The organism is Hymenobacter seoulensis, from assembly GCF_054780535.1.
Map to the genome: position 1 here is coordinate 166,445 of NZ_BAAGWD010000004.1, position 20,425 is coordinate 186,869.

General features: G+C 57.3%; 14 protein-coding genes. 4 read left to right on the plus strand and 10 right to left on the minus strand.

Going from position 1 to position 20,425, the window contains the following annotated elements:
- Nucleotides 1–4 precede the first annotated feature (4 nt).
- The 8 genes from ACYVHC_RS16685 to ACYVHC_RS16720 form a co-directional block, all read right to left on the minus strand.
- Nucleotides 5–1,654, minus strand: a complete 1,650-nt coding sequence (locus tag ACYVHC_RS16685; protein ID WP_460614924.1) for a TldD/PmbA family protein — start codon at nucleotides 1,652–1,654, stop codon at nucleotides 5–7.
- Nucleotides 1,655–1,707: 53 nt separating this feature from the next.
- The gene (locus ACYVHC_RS16690) at nucleotides 1,708–2,895 is read right to left on the minus strand and encodes a carboxypeptidase-like regulatory domain-containing protein (RefSeq protein ID WP_460614925.1); all 1,188 of its coding nucleotides are present in this window, start codon (nucleotides 2,893–2,895) and stop codon (nucleotides 1,708–1,710) included.
- 123 nt (nucleotides 2,896–3,018) lie between these two features.
- Entirely contained in the window at nucleotides 3,019–4,353 is a 1,335-nt protein-coding gene (locus ACYVHC_RS16695; RefSeq protein ID WP_460614926.1) for a TldD/PmbA family protein, read from the minus strand.
- A 79-nt stretch (nucleotides 4,354–4,432) separates the two neighbouring features.
- Nucleotides 4,433–6,082 carry a TldD/PmbA family protein gene (locus ACYVHC_RS16700; RefSeq protein ID WP_460614927.1) on the minus strand — a complete coding sequence of 550 codons (1,650 nt, stop codon included), beginning with the start codon at nucleotides 6,080–6,082 and terminating at the stop codon, nucleotides 4,433–4,435.
- Between the two features lie 214 nt (nucleotides 6,083–6,296).
- Nucleotides 6,297–7,328: an McrC family protein gene (locus ACYVHC_RS16705; protein WP_460614928.1), complete on the minus strand. Its 1,032-nt coding sequence runs from the start codon at nucleotides 7,326–7,328 to the stop codon at nucleotides 6,297–6,299.
- A gap of 5 nt (nucleotides 7,329–7,333) precedes the next feature.
- Nucleotides 7,334–8,686, minus strand: a complete 1,353-nt coding sequence (locus ACYVHC_RS16710) for an AAA family ATPase (RefSeq protein WP_460614929.1) — start codon at nucleotides 8,684–8,686, stop codon at nucleotides 7,334–7,336.
- A gap of 120 nt (nucleotides 8,687–8,806) precedes the next feature.
- Nucleotides 8,807–8,929 carry a hypothetical protein gene (locus ACYVHC_RS16715; protein WP_460614930.1) on the minus strand — a complete coding sequence of 41 codons (123 nt, stop codon included), beginning with the start codon at nucleotides 8,927–8,929 and terminating at the stop codon, nucleotides 8,807–8,809.
- Between the two features lie 341 nt (nucleotides 8,930–9,270).
- Nucleotides 9,271–11,367, minus strand: coding sequence for a sigma 54-interacting transcriptional regulator (locus ACYVHC_RS16720; protein ID WP_460614931.1), 2,097 nt, complete (start codon nucleotides 11,365–11,367; stop codon nucleotides 9,271–9,273).
- 235 nt (nucleotides 11,368–11,602) lie between these two features.
- On the opposite strand from ACYVHC_RS16720, the gene ACYVHC_RS16725 reads away from it, so the two are divergent.
- The 3 genes from ACYVHC_RS16725 (at nucleotide 11,603) to ACYVHC_RS16735 (ending at nucleotide 14,657) form a co-directional block, all read left to right on the plus strand.
- A complete protein-coding gene (locus tag ACYVHC_RS16725; protein WP_460614932.1) occupies nucleotides 11,603–12,928 on the plus strand; it encodes a TolC family protein in 1,326 nt (441 codons plus the stop codon).
- Nucleotides 12,929–13,039: 111 nt separating this feature from the next.
- Entirely contained in the window at nucleotides 13,040–13,465 is a 426-nt protein-coding gene (locus ACYVHC_RS16730) for a universal stress protein (protein ID WP_460614933.1), read from the plus strand.
- An 85-nt stretch (nucleotides 13,466–13,550) separates the two neighbouring features.
- A complete protein-coding gene (locus tag ACYVHC_RS16735; RefSeq protein WP_460614934.1) occupies nucleotides 13,551–14,657 on the plus strand; it encodes an HlyD family secretion protein in 1,107 nt (368 codons plus the stop codon).
- Between the two features lie 46 nt (nucleotides 14,658–14,703).
- Here the strand turns inward: ACYVHC_RS16735 and ACYVHC_RS16740 are convergent, their stop codons facing one another.
- Nucleotides 14,704–15,093 (minus strand): four helix bundle protein, encoded by a 390-nt coding sequence (locus ACYVHC_RS16740; protein ID WP_460614935.1) that lies wholly within the window; start codon nucleotides 15,091–15,093, stop codon nucleotides 14,704–14,706.
- Nucleotides 15,094–15,174: 81 nt separating this feature from the next.
- On the opposite strand from ACYVHC_RS16740, the gene ACYVHC_RS16745 reads away from it, so the two are divergent.
- A complete protein-coding gene (locus ACYVHC_RS16745) occupies nucleotides 15,175–16,746 on the plus strand; it encodes an efflux MFS transporter permease (protein WP_460614936.1) in 1,572 nt (523 codons plus the stop codon).
- A 64-nt stretch (nucleotides 16,747–16,810) separates the two neighbouring features.
- Here ACYVHC_RS16745 and ACYVHC_RS16750 read toward each other — a convergent pair whose 3' ends face one another.
- Complete coding sequence (locus ACYVHC_RS16750) at nucleotides 16,811–20,314, minus strand: PAS domain-containing protein (protein WP_460614937.1); 3,504 nt, start codon at nucleotides 20,312–20,314, stop codon at nucleotides 16,811–16,813.
- Nucleotides 20,315–20,425 lie beyond the last annotated feature (111 nt).

The following is a 20,425-nucleotide window of genomic DNA, read 5'->3' on the forward strand; positions in this document are numbered from 1 at the left end:
TTGCTTATCCGATTTTACGAGCCGTGTTGATGACATTCACCGAGTTGAAGCGGGTAGTAGAGGAGCCGTGGCTCACTGCGGAGCTCTGGCTAGGCTGCCCTTTGCCATCGTTGAAGAAGCCCGCAAACCGGTAATCCGACTGGTCGCAGACGGCGGCGCAGGAGTTCCAGAACTCGAGCGTGTTAGTCTGGTACGCCACATCTTCGAGCATGCCGGCAATTTTGCCTTTCTCGATGGCGTAGAATACCTGGCCGCCAAACTGCGAGTTGTAGCGCTGCTGGTCGATGGAGAACGAGCCGTTGCCGGCGATGTAAATGCCTTTGTCCACGCCCGAAATCATCTGGTCTACGCTCAGCTTCTCGGTGCCGGGCTTCAGGCTTACGTTGGGCATGCGCTGGAACTGCACATCCTGCCACGACTGGGAGTAGCAGCACCCGTCGGATTCCTTTTGGCCTACAATGTGCGCCTGGTCGCGGATTTTCTGGTAATCCACGAGCTTTCCTTGCTCAATCAGGTTCCACTCCTTGGTTTTCACGCCTTCGTCATCGTAACCCACGGCGCCCAGTGAGCCGGGCTGCAGCTTATCGGCCACAATATTTACCTGCTTCGAGCCGTAGGGCTGACCTTTGGCTTTCCACTCCATCGTCGCGAATGATGTGCCCGCGAAGTTGGCCTCGTAGCCCAGCACGCGGTCCAGCTCCAGCGGGTGACCTACCGACTCATGGATGGTCAGGCCCAGGTGGTGCGGGTCGAGTACGAGGTCATACTTGCCGGCGGTTACGCTCTTGGCCGTGAGTTTCTCTTTGGCTTGCTTGGCGGCGCTGGCGGCATCTTCCAGCATGTCGTAGCTGTACTTGTAGCCTATCACGTTGGTGCCGGCGGGGCCCGCTACTTTGTCTTCGGCTTTGGGCTGCATATACTCGTAGCCCATGCCCATCGGAGCGCTCAGGGCGGAGCGGCTGCGGAACTTGCCACTAGCCCTGTCCACCACCGTAACCCCAAACGTGGGGAAAATGCGGTGGATATCCTGGTCAATATAGGAGCCGTCGGTGCTAGCAAAGTACTTCTGCTCGTTTACCTGAAACAGCACCGAGTTCACGAAGCTGGCGCCATTGTCCATGGCTTTGGCGTTAGCGGCCAGCAGCAGGTCTACTTTGTCCTTGATCGGTACCTCAAAGGCGTTCTGCTTGATGGGCGCTTTCCACGACACCTCGCCGTAGCCTTTCTGGGGGGCTAGTTTCACCTGCTCCTTCTGCACTTTGGAGTTGGCTTTGGCAATTTGCACGGCGAGTTGGGCGGCCTTGGCAATACCTGCTTCCGTCACCTGGTTGGTAGCCGCGAAGCCCCACGTGCCATTGGCAATAACGCGCACGCCGGCCCCGTAGCTCTCGGAGTTCACAATGTTCTGCACCTGTTTTTCGCGGGTGAAGATGCCCTGGTTGAGGTAGCGCCCGATGCGCACATCAGCATAGGTAGCGCCGGCCGACTTAGCCGCGTTCAGAGCAACATCGGCCATACGCTTTTTCACGGCCACGTCTACTCCTTCCAGGAGTTGGGCCGGATCAACCGGGTTGCCGCCGAAGCTAGGCAGCGAGGGCAGCCACAGCGCACCCGTCGCGAGGCCCGTAAGGCCCACAAAATCACGTCTTTTCAAGGGAGTAGAGGTTAGAGGTAAGTAGGTAGGGTAGAGGAGGTGAATACGCGGGCCTAGGGAGTAAGCATTGTCCCGAAAGCCCCCTTCTGCTCAAAGGCTTTGATGGTAGCTTCTTCCAGCGGGGTGCGCTTTACAGCCGAGTTGTTTTGCCAAAAAACGGGGTCGTAGGCCAGCTCTTTTATGGTTTGCAAGTCGGAGGCGCCTGGTTTGTAAGGGCGGTAGGTAATGCCGGGCGCGGGCGCGGCTTGGTCGTCGTAGAAAACGGTAAACGCCGAAACATGCACATCAACAGCCGGTTTTCGCGGCTGTTGCAAGGTGCTTTGGTAGTCAACCTTGATATAGCTGAGCACGGTGCTTCCATTGTCTGCCGGATGAAAAACCCATTCTGCCGACGTGCTCTGTTGCGCAAACTCGTAAGCCGAGCGTGAGGCAGAAGCATTGATAAACTGTCCGGTTACCCGAAAGCGGAGAATCTGATAGGTAGCGACATCGATGAGAAAGCTGCCATATTTCTGCTCCGGCTTGGCTTTATCCGCGAAGCCAATCTCGGCCAGTTCCCGGTCGCCGTCCTGCCTGATGCCTAGTAGGCGTAGGGTGTTGGCGGCGTTAGGGTTTAAGCTCAACAATAAGGTAGAGGTAGTTGAATCGGCGGCGAGAGAAGTAATAACGACTGATTTTGTGAAGGCGGAAAAGTCCTTAAAATTCAACACAGCTTTTTTCTTCGCGTATCGCCCCTGATAAGGTGCTGTTTCCTCTATGCCAATTCCGCTGGCCTTCGTGTGCCACACCATCTCCTGCACTTCCGTCGGGTCGTTATTGAGTTGGGTTGTCTGGCGGTAGAAGGCTTGGCCATAGCGCGGGCGGTTGGCGTGTTGCAGGTGGCGGTAAGCCTTTTTGAGTAGCTCAGCGGTATAAGCGCCCGGCTGCACGTCGGGTAGCTCTACGGCTGCGGGCTGTAGGCGTATCAGGAGCGGCTGCGAACCGGTAACCTGCACCGTATCCGGGCGGTGGCTGAGCTCAGAAACCACCAGCCGGCTTTGCGGGCCTGCTGCTGATAGCACAAACTCGCCTTCGGCATTACCGGTTGTGCCCTTCGTGGTACCTAGTACTCCTACGCTGGCGTACGGCACTGCTTGGCCCGTTTTGGCATCAACCACCTTGCCTGCAATGCCCTGTGCCCGGGCATTTAAGCCAAGGAAGGGCAGCAACCCTATGCCAATGTAAAAGCGGATTGCGGGCATAAATACAGGGCTGTTAATCTGGTTTTAGGTAGATAGTAAGGGTAGGATTCTGAAACGTGAGATAAGTAAGTATAACCCGGGCCGCGTGTGGCACGCCTGCCGCCCGGGTTACCAGCCGCTAGGCTATACCGCGTCGGAGAGGCTAGTGAAGGTGAAGTCCCGAATCTTGAGCGGGGGCACCAGGTTGCCGCCCACCCGCACTGGTTTGCCAATGGCTTCCAGGTTGTTGAGCATGATAATCGGCGACTCGTTGAAACGGAAATTCTTCACCGGATGCTTGATTTTGCCATTCTCGATGTAGAAGGTTCCGTCGCGCGTGAGGCCCGTGTAGAGCAGCGTCTGGGGGTCAACGGGGCGGATATACCACAAGCGCGTGACCAGAATGCCGCGCTGTGTGCCCTTAATAAGGTCGGCGGTGCTTTGAGTGCCGCCTTCCATAATCCAGCCCCCGGGGCGCGGAATATCCGGAATACCTGCCTTCTGGGCCCAGAAGCGCGAGGTGTACAGGTTTTTTACCACACCCTTTTCAATCCAGGTAATCTTCTGCTGTGGGCGGCCGTCGCCGCTGAATGTCAGGTCGGCAATTTCGGGGTTAGTAGGGTCAGAGTAGATGGTTACCCGCTCATCGAACAGCTTTTCGCCTTTGCGGTTGCCGCCGCCTTTTTTGCTCAGGAAAGAGCGGCCTTCATCGGCATTGCGGGCCTCCAAAGCGCCCATCAGCGCCTGCATCAGGGAGGCATCGGTGTTGGCGACTAGGGCAGCGGGCTCCAGAATAACGGTGTACTTGCCGGGCTCTAGGGCCTGGGCGTTGCGCGAGCCAGCGGCTTTGTCGGCCGCAATCTGGGTGAGGCGACGGGCGTCAAACTTGCTCGCGTCGTTGTAGTCGGCGGTAGCGTAGCCGGAGCCAGTACCATCGGGCGTGCGCACCGTGATGCTAAACTCTAGGCCCGACACCTGCTGGTAGGCCTCCAGGCCCTTGCTGTTGCGCTTGGCTACAAACCCCGCCGAGTCGTTCAGGAAGGCTGCCGAGCTAAGCTTCTTTTCGTCGCAGAGCTTCATGCTGGCACCTACCTGAGTGGCGCGGTAGTCAGGCGTGATGTCGGCGGTGCTTTTCGCAAAGCTCTGGGGCGAAGCTAGGTACTTCTGGGGACCGAGCAGGGGCATGTACTCGGGGCTTTCGGGGGCCAAGCGCGCTACTTCTTCGGCCCGCTGCACGCAGTTGCGCAGCGTGGCGTCGTCGAACTGGTTGCAGGTGGCTACCCCCGAGCGTTTGCCAAACCGCGACTCTACCGTGAGTGCCACGTTATCGATGCCGCCGCTGGTGCTGATGGCGTTGCGCGCCGAACGAACGTTGCCGCCCGTTTGGCCATTGAGTGTGGCTTCACACTCGTCGGCCTTGCTGAAGCTCAGTACCTTTTTCAGGATAGCCTGCGCTTCGGTCTGGGAAAGAATTGCCATATGGGTTGATATGCTGTGTAGTTGAAGGACCAGTTGCCCGCCAGCCGGCCGCTAGGCCTGGCGGGCGGGCAAACCGTCACTAACCGATTTTGCGGGCCGTATTGATGACGTTCACCGAGTTGAAGCGGGTAGTAGCCGAACCGTGGCTTACCGCTGACACCTGCGAGGGCTGGCCCTTGCCATCGAAGAACGAGCCGAACAAGCGGTAATCCGACTGGTCGCAGATGGCCGCGCAGGAGTTCCAAAACTCGAGCGTGTTGGTCTGGTAAGCCACATCTTCGAGCATGCCGGCAATCTTGCCTTTCTCGATGGCGTAGAACACGGTGCCCCCGAACTGCGAGTTGTAGCGCTGCTGGTCAATAGAAAACGAACCGCGGCCGGCAATGTAAATGCCCTTGTCTACGGCGCTAATCATCTGGTCCACACTCAGTTTCTCAGTGCCGGGCTTCAGGCTCACGTTGGGCATGCGCTGGAATTGCACCGTGCTCCAGGAGTCAGCGTAGCAGCAGCCATCCGACTCGCTCTGACCCATGATATGGGCTTGGTCGCGGGTTTTCTGGTAATCCACGAGTTTGCCTTGCTCAATCAGGTTCCACTCTTTCGCGGGTACGCCTTCGTCATCATAGCCCACAGCACCCAAGGAGCCGGGCTGGCGTTTATCGGCCACGATATTCACAAGCTTCGAGCCATACGACTGGCCTTTGGCTTTCCACTCCATGGTCGCAAAGGATGTACCGGCGTAGTTGGCTTCGTAGCCCAGCACACGGTCTAGCTCCGTGGGGTGACCAACGGATTCGTGAATGGTCAGGCCCAAGTGGTTAGGGTCCAGTACCAAGTCAAATTTACCGGCCGTAACGCTCTTGGCGGTGAGTTTTTCTTTGGCCTGCTTAGCCGCCAGTGTGGCGTCTTCCAGCATATCGTAGCTGTACTTGTAGCCTATCAGGCCCGTGCCGGCAGGCCCGGCAATTTTGTCCTGGGCTTTGGGCTGCATGTACTCGTAGCCCATGCCCATAGGCGAACTGAGGGCTTCGCGGGAGCGGAACTTGCCACTAGCCCGGTCAATGGCCGTAACGCTGAAGTTCGGCCAGATACGGTGCACGTCCTGGTCGATGTAAGAGCCGTCGGTGGAGGCAAAGTACTTCTGCTCGTTTACCTGAAACAACGCCGAGTTTACAAACGAAGCACCGTTGTCGAGGGCTTTGGCGTTGGCGGCCAGCAGTAGCTCTACTTTGTCCTTGATGGGCACCTCAAACGAGTTCACCTGAATGGGCGTCTTCCAGCTTACTTCGCCTTGCCCTTTTTGTGCCGCGAGCTTTACAGGCTCTTTCTGCACCTTGGAGTTGGCTTTGGCAATCTGCACGGCTAGCTGCGCGGCCTTAGCCATGCCGGCTTCGGTTACGGTGTTGGTAGCCGCGAAGCCCCACGTTCCGTTGGCAATAACGCGTACCCCGGCCCCGTAGCTCTCGCCGTTGGCAATGTTCTGCACCTGCTTTTCGCGGGTGAAAATGCTTTGATTGAGGTAGCGCCCAATGCGGACGTCGGCGTAAGACGCCCCGGCCGATTTGGCCGCGTTCAAGGCCGCGTCGGCTAGGCGCTTTTTAATGGCCGGGTCCACCTGCTCGAGTAGGCGGGCGGGGTCTACTAGGTCGCTGCCAAAGCCCGGAACGGTGGGCAAGAACAGGGCACCGGTAGCGAGGCCGGTCAGCCCCACAAAGTCGCGTCGTTTCAAGAAAGTAAAGGTTTGGGTGATGGAGGAAGGGAAATCGAAGGAAGTTTAGGCAGAAGCCCTGCCAATTGCAACCTATGGACGCAATTGCCGTAAGGAGGCTGCATTTTTTCAAACAAGTGCCTAAATAGATGAAATAATTATCGGTTTAGGCTCAAATGCCAAAATATCACCCGTTTCGTTTTTGCCAGGAGTTAGGCAGGTACTCGCTACTCTACTAGGCAACCAGTGCCAGTAAACCGGCCGCAATCTGCTCCCACGGCTGAGCTAGGTCAATGGTCACGATGCGGATGGGATGGCCGCCCAAGCTGTAGCGTACATCAATAGCCTGAGCCGAAGCCGGATACAGTAGAATACCTTCCAGCTTCTGGGCTGGGGTAGTAGGCTGATTTTGGAGGTAAGCGTACAGCTGATAGAGATGCGGGGCAATCAGTTTCTGCTGGTTATAACGCTGCCGCAGGGCGGCCGCGTAGTACTTCGTATCGAGGATAATTTTGCGCTCCGGGCTTTCCAGCGTTGTGTCTGTAATCATGGCTGGCAGCAAGCCAAGGGTATCCGAGGTGTCAGCCTCAGCTTGCCACTGAATAGTTTCGCTGAGTACCCGGTAGCGCCGCTGCTCAAGGCGGTAAAAATTGCGTATGAATTGCTCGAAGATGCGGGCCATGAGGGCCTCGTCGCGCCGAAAATCGCGGAAGCGCGTAGCGCCGGCTGCATCAGGGCTAGGCAGCGCGCTTTGGTAAATCAGTTCACAGATGTTCAGCAGCAAGCCCGTTAGCCCACTGGGGCGTAGCCGCCGTACGTGCCGGAGGCCAGCCACGCTCGGTGGCGCAGGCGTAACGGCAGCTGGGAAACGCCGCATTACCAGGCGTATCTCCTGGCGCAGCGGCATGGGCAAGCTGCGGGTGCGGCTCAACTGCTGCAGGGTTCCGAGTAATAGGCGGGCTAGGGCCGTATCAGCCCCCAACTCATCATAGGCGCACACGGCCCGGCCCTGGCGCAGTAAGTCGCGGCTGAGGGTGGGAGCCAGCTGCACCCGGCCGCGCAGCTCCGGGAGTTCTTCGGTGCGCTCGGTGTAGGCCACGGGCAGCCCCAACCGCAACTGCCGCCGGGTAGCCGTGAGCAGAACGTGCGCCAACAGCTCTAGCGGACGATGAAAAGCATCGGCGTGGGTTGCCAGCAGCTCGGCTCGCTCCGGAAGCCGGTTCCAGGCATAGCAGAGCAAGTAGTATAGGTTATGAATCGGTATCATCCGCCTCAGCCCAGCAGCTTCTTTTTTTGCTGCGCGGCCTTCGCGGGTTGGTCGAGCCAGTAGTCATCAAGCAAAGGGGCAATTTCCTGCTCCAGAATCAGGTGTAGCCACTTGGGTGCTTCCGAGGGGGTAGTAGGCGGCTGGCAGAAGTAACTGTGGCCAATGCAGAAGTCAGGGCCTAATTCCGGGTCGTCGCTAATCACCTGGTTCAGGTCAGTGAGCTGGCTAGTAAGGCGCGCGCTAACGGCAGTGGGCACGTTGCGGGCCGCCAGAAACGCTTGCAGCGGCTCTCCAAACTCCGGCTCCAAGCTCACGAAGGCAAACCGGCGGCGCAAGGCATAATCCAAGGGAGCCAGGCTACGGTCGGCTAGGTTCATGGTGCCGATGAGGTAGAGGTTTTCGGGCACGAAGAAAGGGGCACTTCCGGCCGGAGAGTAGGGTAGGCGCACGGCGTGGCCAGGCCCGCGTTTGTCGGCCTCGAGCAGCAACAAAAGCTCCCCAAAAATGCGCGCTACGTTGCCCCGGTTCAGCTCATCAATGAGCAGAAAGTATGGCCGCTCGGGGTCTTGGGCGGCGCGGTGGCAAAAGTCAACCAGAATGCCATTCTGCAGCCGGAAGGTGCCCTGTGCATCGGGCCGGAAACCTTGCACAAAATCCTCGTAGCTGTAACTGGGGTGAAACTGTACCAACTCCACCCGAGAGGCGTCGGTAGCGCCCAGGGCTAGCCAGGCCAACCGCCGCGCCAGAAACGTTTTGCCCGTGCCCGGCGGCCCCTGCAGAATAAGGTTGCGGCGGCGTTGCAAGGCAGCCTGCGCCGCTACTAGCTTTTCCTCTGAAATGAACAGCTCCGCTAATGCCGTTTCCTTAGTATAGGGCTCGGTTGGCGGCCGTTCATAGGCTAGGGCCGGCTCGTGGGCTACTGGTATTTCTACCTCTGCTGGGGGAGGGTTAACGGCTTCTGAAGGCCTAGTGCTCCCCGACTTCTTAGGCTTGACGGGCTGCGCTTCGCGTGGCGAGCCAGTATATAGGCCCTGCATTTGTTCCTGCGCAGCTACATCCCCATCCAATAGCGGGGAGTTTTCCAGGGTTGGCCGTTTGGTGGCAATGGTAAAATCGAGCTGCTCCAGTACGCGGTTGGTAGGCGCGCCCGCGGCTAAAGGCCATTTGGCGGCGGGCTCCCCGGTGGCCAACCGAAAGGCCAGCTGCGCCACAGCCCGGGGCGCGTACCGGCGGCCTTTAAACACGAGGTCATATACGGTGCTCAAAGGCATGCGCGGGCCTTCGCGGTCGAGCTGGCGAAGCGCACGCAGCACTTGGTCGCGGGTGAGGAGGGTGGGGTCGAGGTCGGGAACTGGCATTCGGTTCTAAAGTACGGTCAAAACACCGTTGGCGGTACAGTTAGCTCCCGAGCGGGACTTGGGCCACTAAAAAAAGCCCGACCGCTTCTGGGCGGTCGGGCTTTTTTTCAAGAGGCGGTATTAGCCTTTTTGAGTAGTCTTTTTCTTGCCACCGGGCTTGTCCTTGATGGTCTCCTCGTTCTTCTTTTCCTGGGTTTTGGTAGCAGGATCGGTATGCTGGGGCGTGGTGGTAGGCTGGGCCATGGTATGGAGTCGTAAATGAATGGATACCACTGTTTACGTCTGAGCTAACGCCAGGGAGACAAATGCCGAAGTATTGTGCAATAAAGGGCCACGAACTTTTCTCTTCAGAGCCCTCTGCCGGCTTAGTGTGTACATTCGGCTAACTACACTACTGCTGTTTTATGGCACTTGTTACTACACTACCCTGGCCCACCTGCTGCGCCTGAACGCCGAAGCCCGCAGCAGAAAGCCGTAGTGCTGGCAAAAAACAAGGCAAACCTGCCGAAGGCTTTCAGGAAGTGCTGTGCACAATGAAAAGCCGCACGCTCGAGGTTACTCCCGTAAACTGTCCTAGTGAGTTACTAGTCGCCAGCAGTTATTGTGCGCTGAATGCCTAGCTTTTTCATGCGAGCCTCTAAGGTTTTGGGGTTGATATCAAGCAGAATAGCGGCTCCGTTTGGGCCACTTACGCGCCCGCCCGTACGGCGCAAGGCAGCCAGTATATGGTCGCGCTCCTGGTCTTTAAGCGTTTTGATGGGCCCGCCGGCTGCTGCTGCTGCCGGTGTGGCCAAAGCAACTGCCGAAAAGCCCGCGAATTCCAGAAATGGCCCTTGGCTCACGATAACGGCCTGCTCCAGCACGTGTTCCAGCTCCCGCACATTGCCCGGCCAGCCGTATTGCTGCAACGCCCGCAAATCCCGCTCACGCAGACCACGCACCGGTTTGCCCATTTGCTTGGTAAAGCGCTCCAGAAAGTGGCGCATCAGGGGCTCAATGTCTTCGGGCCGCTCGCGCAGCGCGGGCAGCCGGATGGGAAACACGTTCAGGCGGTAGTATAAGTCGGCGCGGAAATGCCCGGTGGCTACCTCATCTTCCAGCACCCGGTTAGTAGCCGCAATCACCCGCACATCTGCCCGAATAACCCGCCGGCCGCCAATACGCTCAAACTCTTTTTCCTGGAGCACGCGCAACAGCTTGGCCTGTAAATCAAGCGGCAGCTCACCCACTTCATCCAGAAAAATAGTGCCCCCATCGGCCAGCTCAAACTTCCCGATGCGCCGGTCGTGCGCCCCGGTAAAGGCACCTTTTTCGTGACCGAACAATTCACTCTCAATTAACTGAGCCGGTAAGGCTGCGCAGTTTAGCTTAATCAGGGCCCGTTCGCGCCGTGGTGAGAGGTTGTGCAGAGCCCGGGCCACTAGCTCTTTGCCCGTACCGGTTTCGCCCGTAATCAGTACTGTGGTGTCAGTGGGCGCCACCTGCGAAAGGCGCGTGTACACTTGCTGCATCACGCCGCTACCCCCCACAAAGTCATCAAGCCGGGCCGAGGCAGTGGTATTAATTTCGTCGATGAGGTAGGTGCGTTCCCGTTCCAGCTGCGCGCGTAGGGTGTCAATCTGCTCGAAGGCAAACACATTTTGTACGGCCAGCTGAATCTGAGGGACTAGGCTCTCAATCAGCTCCAGGGTAACCTGTGTAAACGCCAGCGGCTGATGGCTGGCCAGCACCAGCGCAGCCGTTTGCTTGTCGTCGAGGTCCATTGGCACGCACAAAATAGACTGGGTGCCCCGCTGCTCCCGGATGTAGCGCAGCAAGGCGTGGTTTTTAGCCAAGGTCTCGAAATCGTGACCGGTATACACGCCGGGCCGCGAAAAAAGCTCGGCCATTGCCTGCTGGTCGGCTTCGGACTGCGGCAGCTCATCGTAGCGGTTTTCGTCAAGCACGATAAAGGAGCCATCCGGCTGCTTGGAAAACTCGGCAAAGGCCCGGACCGGCGAATTAACCGAGCGCACGCGCACTCCGAAATAGTCGAACGGGGCTACGCGGTTAATTTCAGTAGCAATGGCCCGGAACAGCTTTTCGCGCTCCTTGATGCTAAGCAAGGCATTGTTAAGGGCCAGCTGCATAGTTTTTTCCTGCTCGCGGCGGGCAATGGCCTCAAATGCCAAGGTGTTGGTTACGGCCACGGCCACTAGGCTGCCAATCTTTTCCAGCAGGTCCGCGTCCATCTCCGACAACTTCGGTTGGTGCCGCGCTACCAGGGAAAGCAACCCGATGAGTGTGCCACCGGTGCGTAGCGGTACCACCGTGAGGTAGCGCATGCCTTGCTTCAGTAAAGCACCTAGTGTCAGCGAGGTGCTATATTCTTTTACGATGTCTTCGAGCTCATACTGCTGCAAGCGCGGTTGCCGGATAAATTGCTCAATTGGAGTGCCTTCAATGGACGTCCGTTGGGTCTGCTCATTAGGCTTTTCGGGCAATAGTACTTCGCCTAGGTAGTCGCGCAGGAACACCTGTCGATATTGATGTTCCGTATCGATAACCATGATTGTAATAGCATCAAACGGGAAAATCAGCCGGAGCTTTTCCGTTATGCTGCGAAACAAATTTTCCTTATTACGGGTGGTTGCAATGGCATCATTAAGATACAAAAGCAACGAGTCGTCCTGATCTGGCATAGAACTAACGGGGAGGAGCTAAGGCACGATTTTTCTTAAATATCAGGAATAATAGTTAGGATATCCTGATATATCAGGGATAATTCTGATGTCATGAAAGATTGGACAGGTGATAGGTAAAATTATTTTACGCGTTTATAGATCATAAAGGCGGTTTTAAGGGTGCGTTAAGAATTTTTTAATCAGTTGGCACAAGAATAGGATAAGGCCGGGCACTACCAAGTCGTACACACGTATGCTTTCCCGACCAAAATTAGCCGTACCACTCGTGGCCCTAGGGGTCTTTGCAGGCGGAACGGCCTTTGCCCAACAAGGCCCTGTTATTTCTGATTCCTTGACGCTGGATGGTACCATCCGGTCCGTGCTGGATGCGAATCCGGCTATTACTAGCCTCGAAGAAGAGGTGAACGCAGCTACCAGCCGGGTTAGCCAAACGCGGGGTGGGTTTCTGCCCCAAATTACTGGCACTGCTACATACACCCGCATTGACCCGGTGGTAAAGCTGCAGATTACGCCCGATGCGCCTGCTTTTCAGTTGGCGCCCAACAACAACTACGATGCCCACATTACCCTGCAATACGGGCTGCTGGACTTCGGCAAAAAGGAGGCATCGTACAATCTGGCTGAAAGCCGGAGGCTATCTGCTGTTGACCAGATTAATGTAACGCGCCGCGACCTGGCTTACTCCGCCGTGCAGGCGTACTACAACATTCTGTTTGTGCGCGAAAGTATTAAGGTGCAGGATGCCCAGATTGCTTCGTTGCGGCAGCATCAGCGCGAAATGGAAAAGCGCGTGGAAGGTGGCGTGAGCACCCGCTTTGATGTTACTACCACTCAGGTGCGCATCACGCAGGCCGAAAACACCAAAATCGACCTGCAAAATCAGTTGCGCAACCAGCAGGTATTGCTGGCCCGCTTGCTGCACAAGCCTGAGTATGTAGAGGTGCCGGTGCGCGGGGTGTTTGCCTATCAGCCCCAGACAGTAGATGTAAATGCAGCTCTGGCGAAAGCAGTGGAGAGCCGCCCGGAAGTGAAGCTAGCCCGCGACGCAGAGCAAACCGCCACCCTGAACCTGAAAATGATTGAGCGTGCCAACACGCCTACGTTCGGGGTAGGAGCTCAGCTCGGTGCCAAGAACGGCTATCAGCCTGAGCTAAACCGTATCCGGCCAAACTCAGTGGCCGTAGCGCAGCTTTCGGTGCCGATTTATGATGGCAACAAGAACAAGAACCAGCGGGTAGAGGCAACCGCCAACATCCGTGGGGCCCAGGCCCGGATTCAGGACACGCAGGAGCTAGTGCGCTCCGATGTGCGCCAGGCCGCCAACAACCTGGAGTCGAGTTCAGCGCGCTACACCAATGCTCTGCAGCAAATCAGCCAGGCTTCGGATGCGCTTACCCGCGCGCAGGCCCGCTACCGCTATGGCGTAGGCAACAACCTAGATGTGCTGGATGCGGAAACCTCCTTGTCGCAGGCGCGCTTGGCCCGCTTGCAGGCTATTTATAACTACACCCTGGGCCAGTACCAGCTGAAGCGGGCTACCGGCGAGCAAATTTGGTAGGTCCTGATCTGCCGAGGCTCGGGTTGCTTGCTGAGTTTACTAGGTCAGCGGCCAGCTCAAACCTCAGCGGAACAAGCCACATTCTCTTTTGCCATTTCCTTACCTCACTATATGACCATCCTGTGCCCGATTGATTTTTCTGCCGCCACGGAGGCCCTGGTGATGTACTCGGCAGCTCTGGCTACCGGTACGGGCGCCGAACTACGGTTGCTGCACGTGCTGGAGCCCCAACCTACGGCTACCACGGCACCCAACTCCGATGTGGCCCTGGCTCGCCATATGGCCGCGCACCGCGAGGCAGCGCAGGCAGCTGGCGCGCAGGTAACTACCGCCATTATTTCCGGCAATGCTGCCCACGAAATCGTAGAAGAAGCCCGTCGGCATCCGGCCGATATCATCGTGATTGGAGCGCACGGCCAGACGGGCCTTACCCGCTTCCTGATGGGTAGCACTGCCGAAACCGTAGTGCGCGCCGCGCCTTGCGTGACATTGCTGGTGAAACCCGGCTGCCCGAAAGCCTACCGCCAATCGGCGTAACATATTCCGCTTACTAGCCCTGCTTTCGCTCGAAACTTCTAGTAATCTCTCTCAACCACCGACAACGAACTATTTAGTACCTCATATGGCAACTCCCGTTCAACCCGATTCGGCCGTAGCACACCACCACAACTCGGCCTACGAGCCAACTGTGGACGAACAGCCCGAAGGCCGCTCCAAGCGCCCTCTTATCTTTATTATTCTGGCCCTGGTGCTGCTGGTAGGCGGCTATTTTGGATGGCAGCGCTACCAGTTTGGCCAAACGCACGAAGAAACCGACGATGCGCAGGTAGAAGGCGACGTGTACCCGATTCTGCCCCGCGTGAGCGGCCCCGTGCTGGAAGTTAAAGTAGAAGATAACCAGCCCGTGAAGAAAGGTGATGTGCTGGTAACTGTTGACCCCGCTGACTATCAGCAGCGGATAAATGCTGCCGAAGCTGCGTTGGCTGCCGCCCAAGCGAATGTGGTAGCAGCACGTGCCGCTGTAGGTACTGCTTCCGCCAACGTAAGCTCGGCCCAAGCTACTATTGGGGTGAGTGATGCCAACCAGGCGCGCCTCCAGAAAGACTTAAAGCGCAGCGAGTTTCTGCGCAAAGAAGATATCATCCCGCAGAGCGAGTATGATGCAGTGCAGGCCAACCTGAAATCGACGACGGCCCAGCGTGCTACGGCTCAGCAGCAAGTGCGCGTGGCCCAGCAACAGGTAGCGGCGGCCCGCCAGCAGATTGCTGTTGCCGAAGCCGTCGTAAAGCAGCGCCAGGCCGACTTAGATAATGCGAAGCTGCAGTTGAGCTACACCACCATCACGGCGCCCGGCAACGGTATCGTGAGCAAAAAGAACGTGCAGCCCGGCCAGGTAGTCAGTCCGAACCAGCAGCTCATGGGCATTGTAGCTTCGGAGCGGACGTGGGTGGTAGCCAACTTCAAGGAAACCCAGCTGGAGAATATGCGCGTAGGTCAGCCCGTGCAAGTGGAGGTAGACGCCTACCCGAACGAAGAATTTTCCGGCAAAATTGAGTCGCTGTCGGCAGCAACGGGTGCCCGCTTTGCCTTGCTCCCCCCCGATAACGCCAGCGGCAACTTCGTTAAAGTAACCCAGCGCGTACCCGTGAAAATCGTGCTTGATAAAGTTGACCCCGAGCACCCGCTGCGCGCAGGCATGAGCGTAACAGCCACGGTGAAAACTAAGTAGTGAACTTGTGAAAAGGTGAAGTTGTGAAGTAAAGCAGCTTCACCTTTCACAAGTTAGCTTTTGCCTTTTTGCGAACAGAAGCAAGAATTGATACAATCTCTTTGTATTCTTTCTCTAGGTCAGCTAAACGCGTCTTGGCTATAATATCAGCGTCGCCGAGGAGCTCCAGCCAAAATAGGGCTTCATCAGCTTCCTCCACACAAATGCAGAGTTTAGAATACCACTCCGCTGAGGAACGGCCCCGGCAGGCGGCCCGAAAATTAGCAGCTACAGAGGTAGCAGAGCGCAACAGTTGTTTGCCAAGCACACTCGCCTCGCCCGTGCGAGGCAACTGCTGAAATAACCGAATTATACGTAGCGAGGCCTGCTTAGTCCGAAGTCGAATGTCTTCATTGAAAGATAATTGAGTGGAGGATTGCAGCGACTCGTTATCCATAACATAGTGTGTAGTAGAGATGGATTGTTAAGCTACAAAAGCTGGCCATTTCACAACTTCACAGCTTCACAATTTCACCTCATGGAAACCGGATTTACCAAGTGGATCATCGTCGTTACGGTGGTGATGTGCTGCTTGCTGGAGCTTATTGATACCAGTATTGTAAACGTGGCCCTGACCCAGATGATGGGTAACCTCTCGGCCACACAACAGGAAGTAAGCTGGGTTGTGGCCTCGTATGGCATTGCCAACGTGATTGTGATTCCGATGACGGGCTTCCTGGCTGAGCAGTTTGGCCGCCGTAACTACTACCTGTTCTCGGTGATACTGTTCACCGTTGCCTCTATGCTGTGCGGCCAGAGTACCAATATTTGGGAACTGGTGGGGTTCCGCTTTATTCAGGGTATTGGCGGCGGTGCCCTCATGGCTACCTCGCAGGCCATCCTGATTGATACGTTTCCACCCAAGCAGCTGGCCCTTGGGCAGGCGCTGTTTGGCATGGGCGTCATCATCGGCCCAACCATCGGCCCCACCCTGGGCGGCTACATTGTGGATAACTACGACTGGCCCTGGATTTTCTATGTGAACGTGCCTGTCGGTGTACTAGCCTCCATCTTTACCATCCTGTTTATCCGCGACCCTGAGCGCATCCGGAACGCTATTCCGCGGCCGCTTCGAGAAATCGACTGGGCGGGCATCTTCCTGCTGATTCTGGGGGTGGGCTCGTTGCAGCTGGTGCTGGAGCAGGGCGAAACCGAAGAGTGGTTTGAAAGCCTCTACATCACCTTCTTCACGGGTTTGGCTGTGATAGGAATAGTAGGCTTCATCTGGCGCGAGCTTACGGCCAAGCAGCCCATCGTGGATTTGCGGGTGCTTACGAAAAGCCGAAACCTGGCCATTGGCGCCTTCCTGTCGTTTATTCTGGGCTTCGGGTTGTTTGCCTCGGTGTTCGTTTTCCCAATTTTCTGCCAGCGTATACTAGGCTTCTCGGCGGCTCAAACCGGCTACATCCTGCTTCCTGGCGCACTGCTTTCGGGCTTTATGATGCCGGTGGTAGGTAAGATGATTCAGGGCGGTGTGCCGCAGAAGTATATTCTGCCAGTAGGCTTCTCTACCTTCTTTTTCTTCTCCTACTGGATGAGCACCCAGATTTCACCCACGGCTGGTGAGAGTGACTTCTTCTGGCCACTGATTCTGCGGGGCTTTGGGCTGGCGCTGTTGTTTTTGCCCATCACTACCATGTCGCTGTCAGGCATTAGCGGCAAAGATGCGGGGCAGGCCGCCGGCCTTACTGGCATGATTCGTCAGTTGGGCGGCTCGTTTGGGGTAGCGTTGGTGGGTACCTATCTGGAGCGCTCCATTGCCCAGAACCGGGTAGGCATTGCCTCCAATGTTTCCCTCTACGACCCCGAAACGCAGCAGCGCCTCCAGGGACTTACCGCCAGCTTCATGAGCAAAGGCGCCAGCTTCCTTGATGCGCAGCAGCAGGCTTACGCGGCTCTGAGCGGCATGATCATGAAGCAAACGTCCATCATTACGTACGCCCAAACGTTCCTGATGATTGGCGCCTTCTTCCTGCTGTGCCTGCCGCTGATTCTCCTAATTCAGCGCGCACGCCCCGGCGAAAAGGTCGATTTGAACGCGGCGCACTAGCCTACTTCAGGCACTCAACTTACTGCAACAGCCGCTGAGCCAATGGGTCAGCGGCTGTTGTGTGTTAGCTGATAGGGAGCGGGAGGTGTACTCTGAACAACGTGCCTCGCCCTACCTCACTTTCTACCTCCAACCGTCCGCCCGACTGCTGCACAATGCGGTTGACGAGGTATAGGCCCATACCTGAGCCTTCAACATGGTAATGGAATCGCCGAAACATCTGAAAGAGCTGTTGGCCGTAGCGGTCTAGGTCAATACCCAAGCCGTTGTCCTGAATACTGAGTAGCAGCCAGTTTTCTTCGGTGGTAGCCGTTACCTGAATATGGGGTGGCCGTTCCGGCACGGCGTATTTAAGTGCGTTGCCGAGCAGGTTAAACAAGATGCTCTGGAGGTTGGGCCGTATTACCAGCACGGTTAGCACCGGATCAATGGCTAGCTCCAAGTGGGCGTGCAGTTCCTCCACCTGGTCTTGCAAGCTCAGGATGATGTTCTGGGCAAACGCAAGCAGCTCAATGGGCTCCGCTGGCAGCTGATCGTGCTGGCGCTGCACCTGAACCACATCGGAAAGGTTGCGGATGGTGACGTTAATCTGCTGCAGCGCATCATCGAACATTCCGATGAGCTGCGCGGCATCTTGGTCATGGAAGGTAACGTTGCGCTTGAGCTCCTCAAAAATACCCGCCATGTTGGTAATCGGCTGCTTTAAATCGTGCGAGGCAGTGTACACGAAGTTGTCAAGGGCCTGATTGATTTGGGTGAGCTGCGAGTTTTGCAGCTGCATCAGCTGCTGGTTCTGCTTTACCTCGTCGATATCCGTGCAGGAGCCAAACCACCGAATGACGTGGCCATCCTCGTTGAGGAGTGGCTCGGCCCGGCCCAGAAACCAGCGGTAGCCGCCCGTGCGCGAAATAAAGCGGTACTCTATTTCATAGGGAGTTCCATTCTGGTAAGCCGCCTGCCAGGTAGCCAAGGAGCGGGCTTCGTCATCGGGGTGCAAAAGGGCTGCCCAGGCCGAAAAGCCTAGGCAGTCTTCGGGCCGCAACCCAGTTACCTCCAGCAGCCGCTGGTTAAAGTAGTCTACCTGGCCATCGGCCTCCGCTGTCCAGATAATCTGGGGCACACTTTCTGAAAGGAACCGGAAGTATTCCTCGCTCTGGCGCAGGGCTTCCGTAAGCTCCTTTTGGGTATGGATATCGGTGTTGGAGCCGTACCACCGCAGCAGCTGCCCAGCCGCGTCCAGCTCGGGTTGGGCCTGGTTCAGAAACCACCGATACTGGCCATCAACTCCCCGAAACCGCACCTCGAAACTCCAGCCGCCCTTCTGCTGCCGCGCTTGTTGGTAGTGGTTTTCTACCCGCGCCAAATCATCGGGGTGCGTGACGTCTCGCCAATGCTGGGCAATGCTGGAGCCCTCCGGCAGGCCTGTATAAGCGTACCACTGCGGACTTACATAATGCCCGTCGCCGGAGGCCTCATTGATATAGGTGATGTTGGGCAGCGCATCCAGCATGCGTCGTAACCGCTCGTCGCTGCGCCGAACTTCCGCCGCCAGCCTATCGGCCCGCTGCCGGGCCAGTACTTGTTGAGTTACATCAATGCCGAACGCCAAAATGCCCTGCGCTTCGCCCTGATTATCGTAGAGCGGTTGGTACACATAATCGAGGTAGTGTTCCCGGGTGCCTCCGGTTTCTGGGTCCAGTAGCTGAATAGGACTCTCGTGGCCAATGTGCGGTTGGTTGGTGCGGTACACGGTTTCAAGCAGGTCAATGAAGCCCTGAGCCGCTACTTCCGGTAATAGCTCGGCTGCCCGCTGGCCTAGCTGCACGCGCCCGCCCATTAGGGTATTGTAGTTAGGCGTAGCGAAGGTAAATCGGTGCTCGGGCCCGCTTACGGTGGCAATGTAGGCAGGTACCTGGCTCAGAATCTGGAGTAGTTGCTGGTCTTTTTGCTCCAGCTGCTGCTGAAATAGCTTGGCATCATGAATATCGCTACTGGAGCCATACCACCGTGTAATGGTGTTATTGCTGGGGTGCAGCAGCGGAACGGAATGCAACAGCTGCCAGCGGTACTGGCCGTCGTGGCGACGCAACCGCAGCTCCATCGACCAGGGTTTTTCCTGCGCCCGGGCCTGGGCAAACGCCTGCTGAAAATTTTCGACATCGTCTGGGTGAACGGCATCCTTCCATTTTTCGGCCCCGCCGGTAGCTGGCTGGCCCGTGTAGGCGTAGTGTTGCGGATTCAGGTACAGTACGTTACCCTCGGCATCGGTTATGGAAATCAGCAGGGGTAGTGATTCCACCAGGGTCTGAAACTGCGCATCTTGCTGCCGAATTTCCTCCATCAGCTCGGCGGTCCGCTGGCGGGCTACTACCCGCTCCGTCACGTCAAGCCCGAACACCAGAATGCCCTGGGTCTGGCCTTGCTCATCCGTGAGGGGCTGAAAGCTGCCGTCGAAGTACAGCGTACTCACCGAGCCATCGGGGGCTGGCGGCTGCTCCATGGGCATCTCGGAGAGCTCAAAGGGCACCGCTGTTTCATACACATGGTTGATCAGCTGCAGATAGCCGTTGGTGGCAAACTCTGGCCGGGCCTGTACCGCGGGCACGCCTAGCTGCACTGTGCCGCCAAACAGCTGCTCGCTGCGTGTATTCATGAAGGTGTACACATGGTTGGGCCCGCTGAGGGTGGCAATATGCGCCGGAATCTGCTGCAAAATCTGGTGCAGCTGCCGGTCTTTTTCGGCTAGCTGCTGCTGTACTTGCTTCTGCTCGTGAATGTCGGTGCCGGTGCCGGCCCAGCCAATTATTTCTCCGGCCTCATTATGGCGCGGTACCCCGCGGCTCAGGATCCAGCGGTATTCTCCATCATGGCGGCGCAACCGGTACTCTGCCTCATAGGGCTGGCCACTTGCCTGGGCCTGCGCCCACGCCGCCTGCGCGCGCTCCCGGTCGGCCGGATACATATCTTCCAGCCAGCTCTTGCCCGCTACATCATTGGGTTGCCGGCCCGTAAACTCCAGCCAGCGCGGGTTTTGGTAGTCCGCCGAGCCGTCGGGCTGGGTGGTCCACATCATAAGGGGCAAGGCCTCAAGCAAAAAGCGGGCTTGCTGCTGACTTTCGGCTAGCTCCTGCTGCACCTGCAACTGCTGTTGCTCGGTTACTTGCTGGTGCGTTACGTCCTCGGTTTGCTGCAGAATGTAGCCTAGGCCGCCTTGCTCATTGAGAATGGGATAATGCGTTGCCTGCCAGTACAGCTCCTGCATGCCGCCTCCTTGCTCCAGGGGCCGCTCCAAATCATAGCGGATGCGGGGCATGGTGTGCGCCTGCTTGGTTTGCTCCACCTGCCGCAAAGAGGCCAGCATAATCTGGTGGGCCTCCGGGTTGGTTGCCGGAAACGCCTCAAACAAAGGGCGCCCTACTAGCTCCTCACGGTGCTTAAACGAGACGGCCGCGTGGCCATCGGTGTTATCCGCAATGGTGTAGTCTGCATCGGGGGTAATCAGCAAAAAGTTGCCGGGCAGATGCCGAAACAGGCTCAGATAGTCGGACAGGGGTGGGAAAGAGGGCATACCAAGGAGGCTAAGGAAGCGTGCCGAGTACACCTATGGGCGAAATGCACTAGCCTCCATTTTTTTAAAGATACTAACCACACGCTGCATGCGAGTGCTTTGCCTGCCAAT

Coding starts and splice junctions, on each gene's coding strand:
- ACYVHC_RS16715 (WP_460614930.1), bottom strand. CDS start 8,929: ATGGCCCAGCCTACCACCACGCCCCAGCATACCGATCCTGCTACCAAA.
- ACYVHC_RS16710 (WP_460614929.1), bottom strand. CDS start 8,686: ATGCCAGTTCCCGACCTCGACCCCACCCTCCTCACCCGCGACCAAGTG.
- ACYVHC_RS16740 (WP_460614935.1), bottom strand. CDS start 15,093: ATGGATAACGAGTCGCTGCAATCCTCCACTCAATTATCTTTCAATGAA.
- ACYVHC_RS16695 (WP_460614926.1), bottom strand. CDS start 4,353: ATGGCAATTCTTTCCCAGACCGAAGCGCAGGCTATCCTGAAAAAGGTA.
- ACYVHC_RS16725 (WP_460614932.1), top strand. CDS start 11,603: ATGCTTTCCCGACCAAAATTAGCCGTACCACTCGTGGCCCTAGGGGTC.
- ACYVHC_RS16690 (WP_460614925.1), bottom strand. CDS start 2,895: ATGCCCGCAATCCGCTTTTACATTGGCATAGGGTTGCTGCCCTTCCTT.
- ACYVHC_RS16750 (WP_460614937.1), bottom strand. CDS start 20,314: ATGCCCTCTTTCCCACCCCTGTCCGACTATCTGAGCCTGTTTCGGCAT.
- ACYVHC_RS16705 (WP_460614928.1), bottom strand. CDS start 7,328: ATGATACCGATTCATAACCTATACTACTTGCTCTGCTATGCCTGGAAC.
- ACYVHC_RS16730 (WP_460614933.1), top strand. CDS start 13,040: ATGACCATCCTGTGCCCGATTGATTTTTCTGCCGCCACGGAGGCCCTG.
- ACYVHC_RS16745 (WP_460614936.1), top strand. CDS start 15,175: ATGGAAACCGGATTTACCAAGTGGATCATCGTCGTTACGGTGGTGATG.
- ACYVHC_RS16720 (WP_460614931.1), bottom strand. CDS start 11,367: ATGCCAGATCAGGACGACTCGTTGCTTTTGTATCTTAATGATGCCATT.
- ACYVHC_RS16735 (WP_460614934.1), top strand. CDS start 13,551: ATGGCAACTCCCGTTCAACCCGATTCGGCCGTAGCACACCACCACAAC.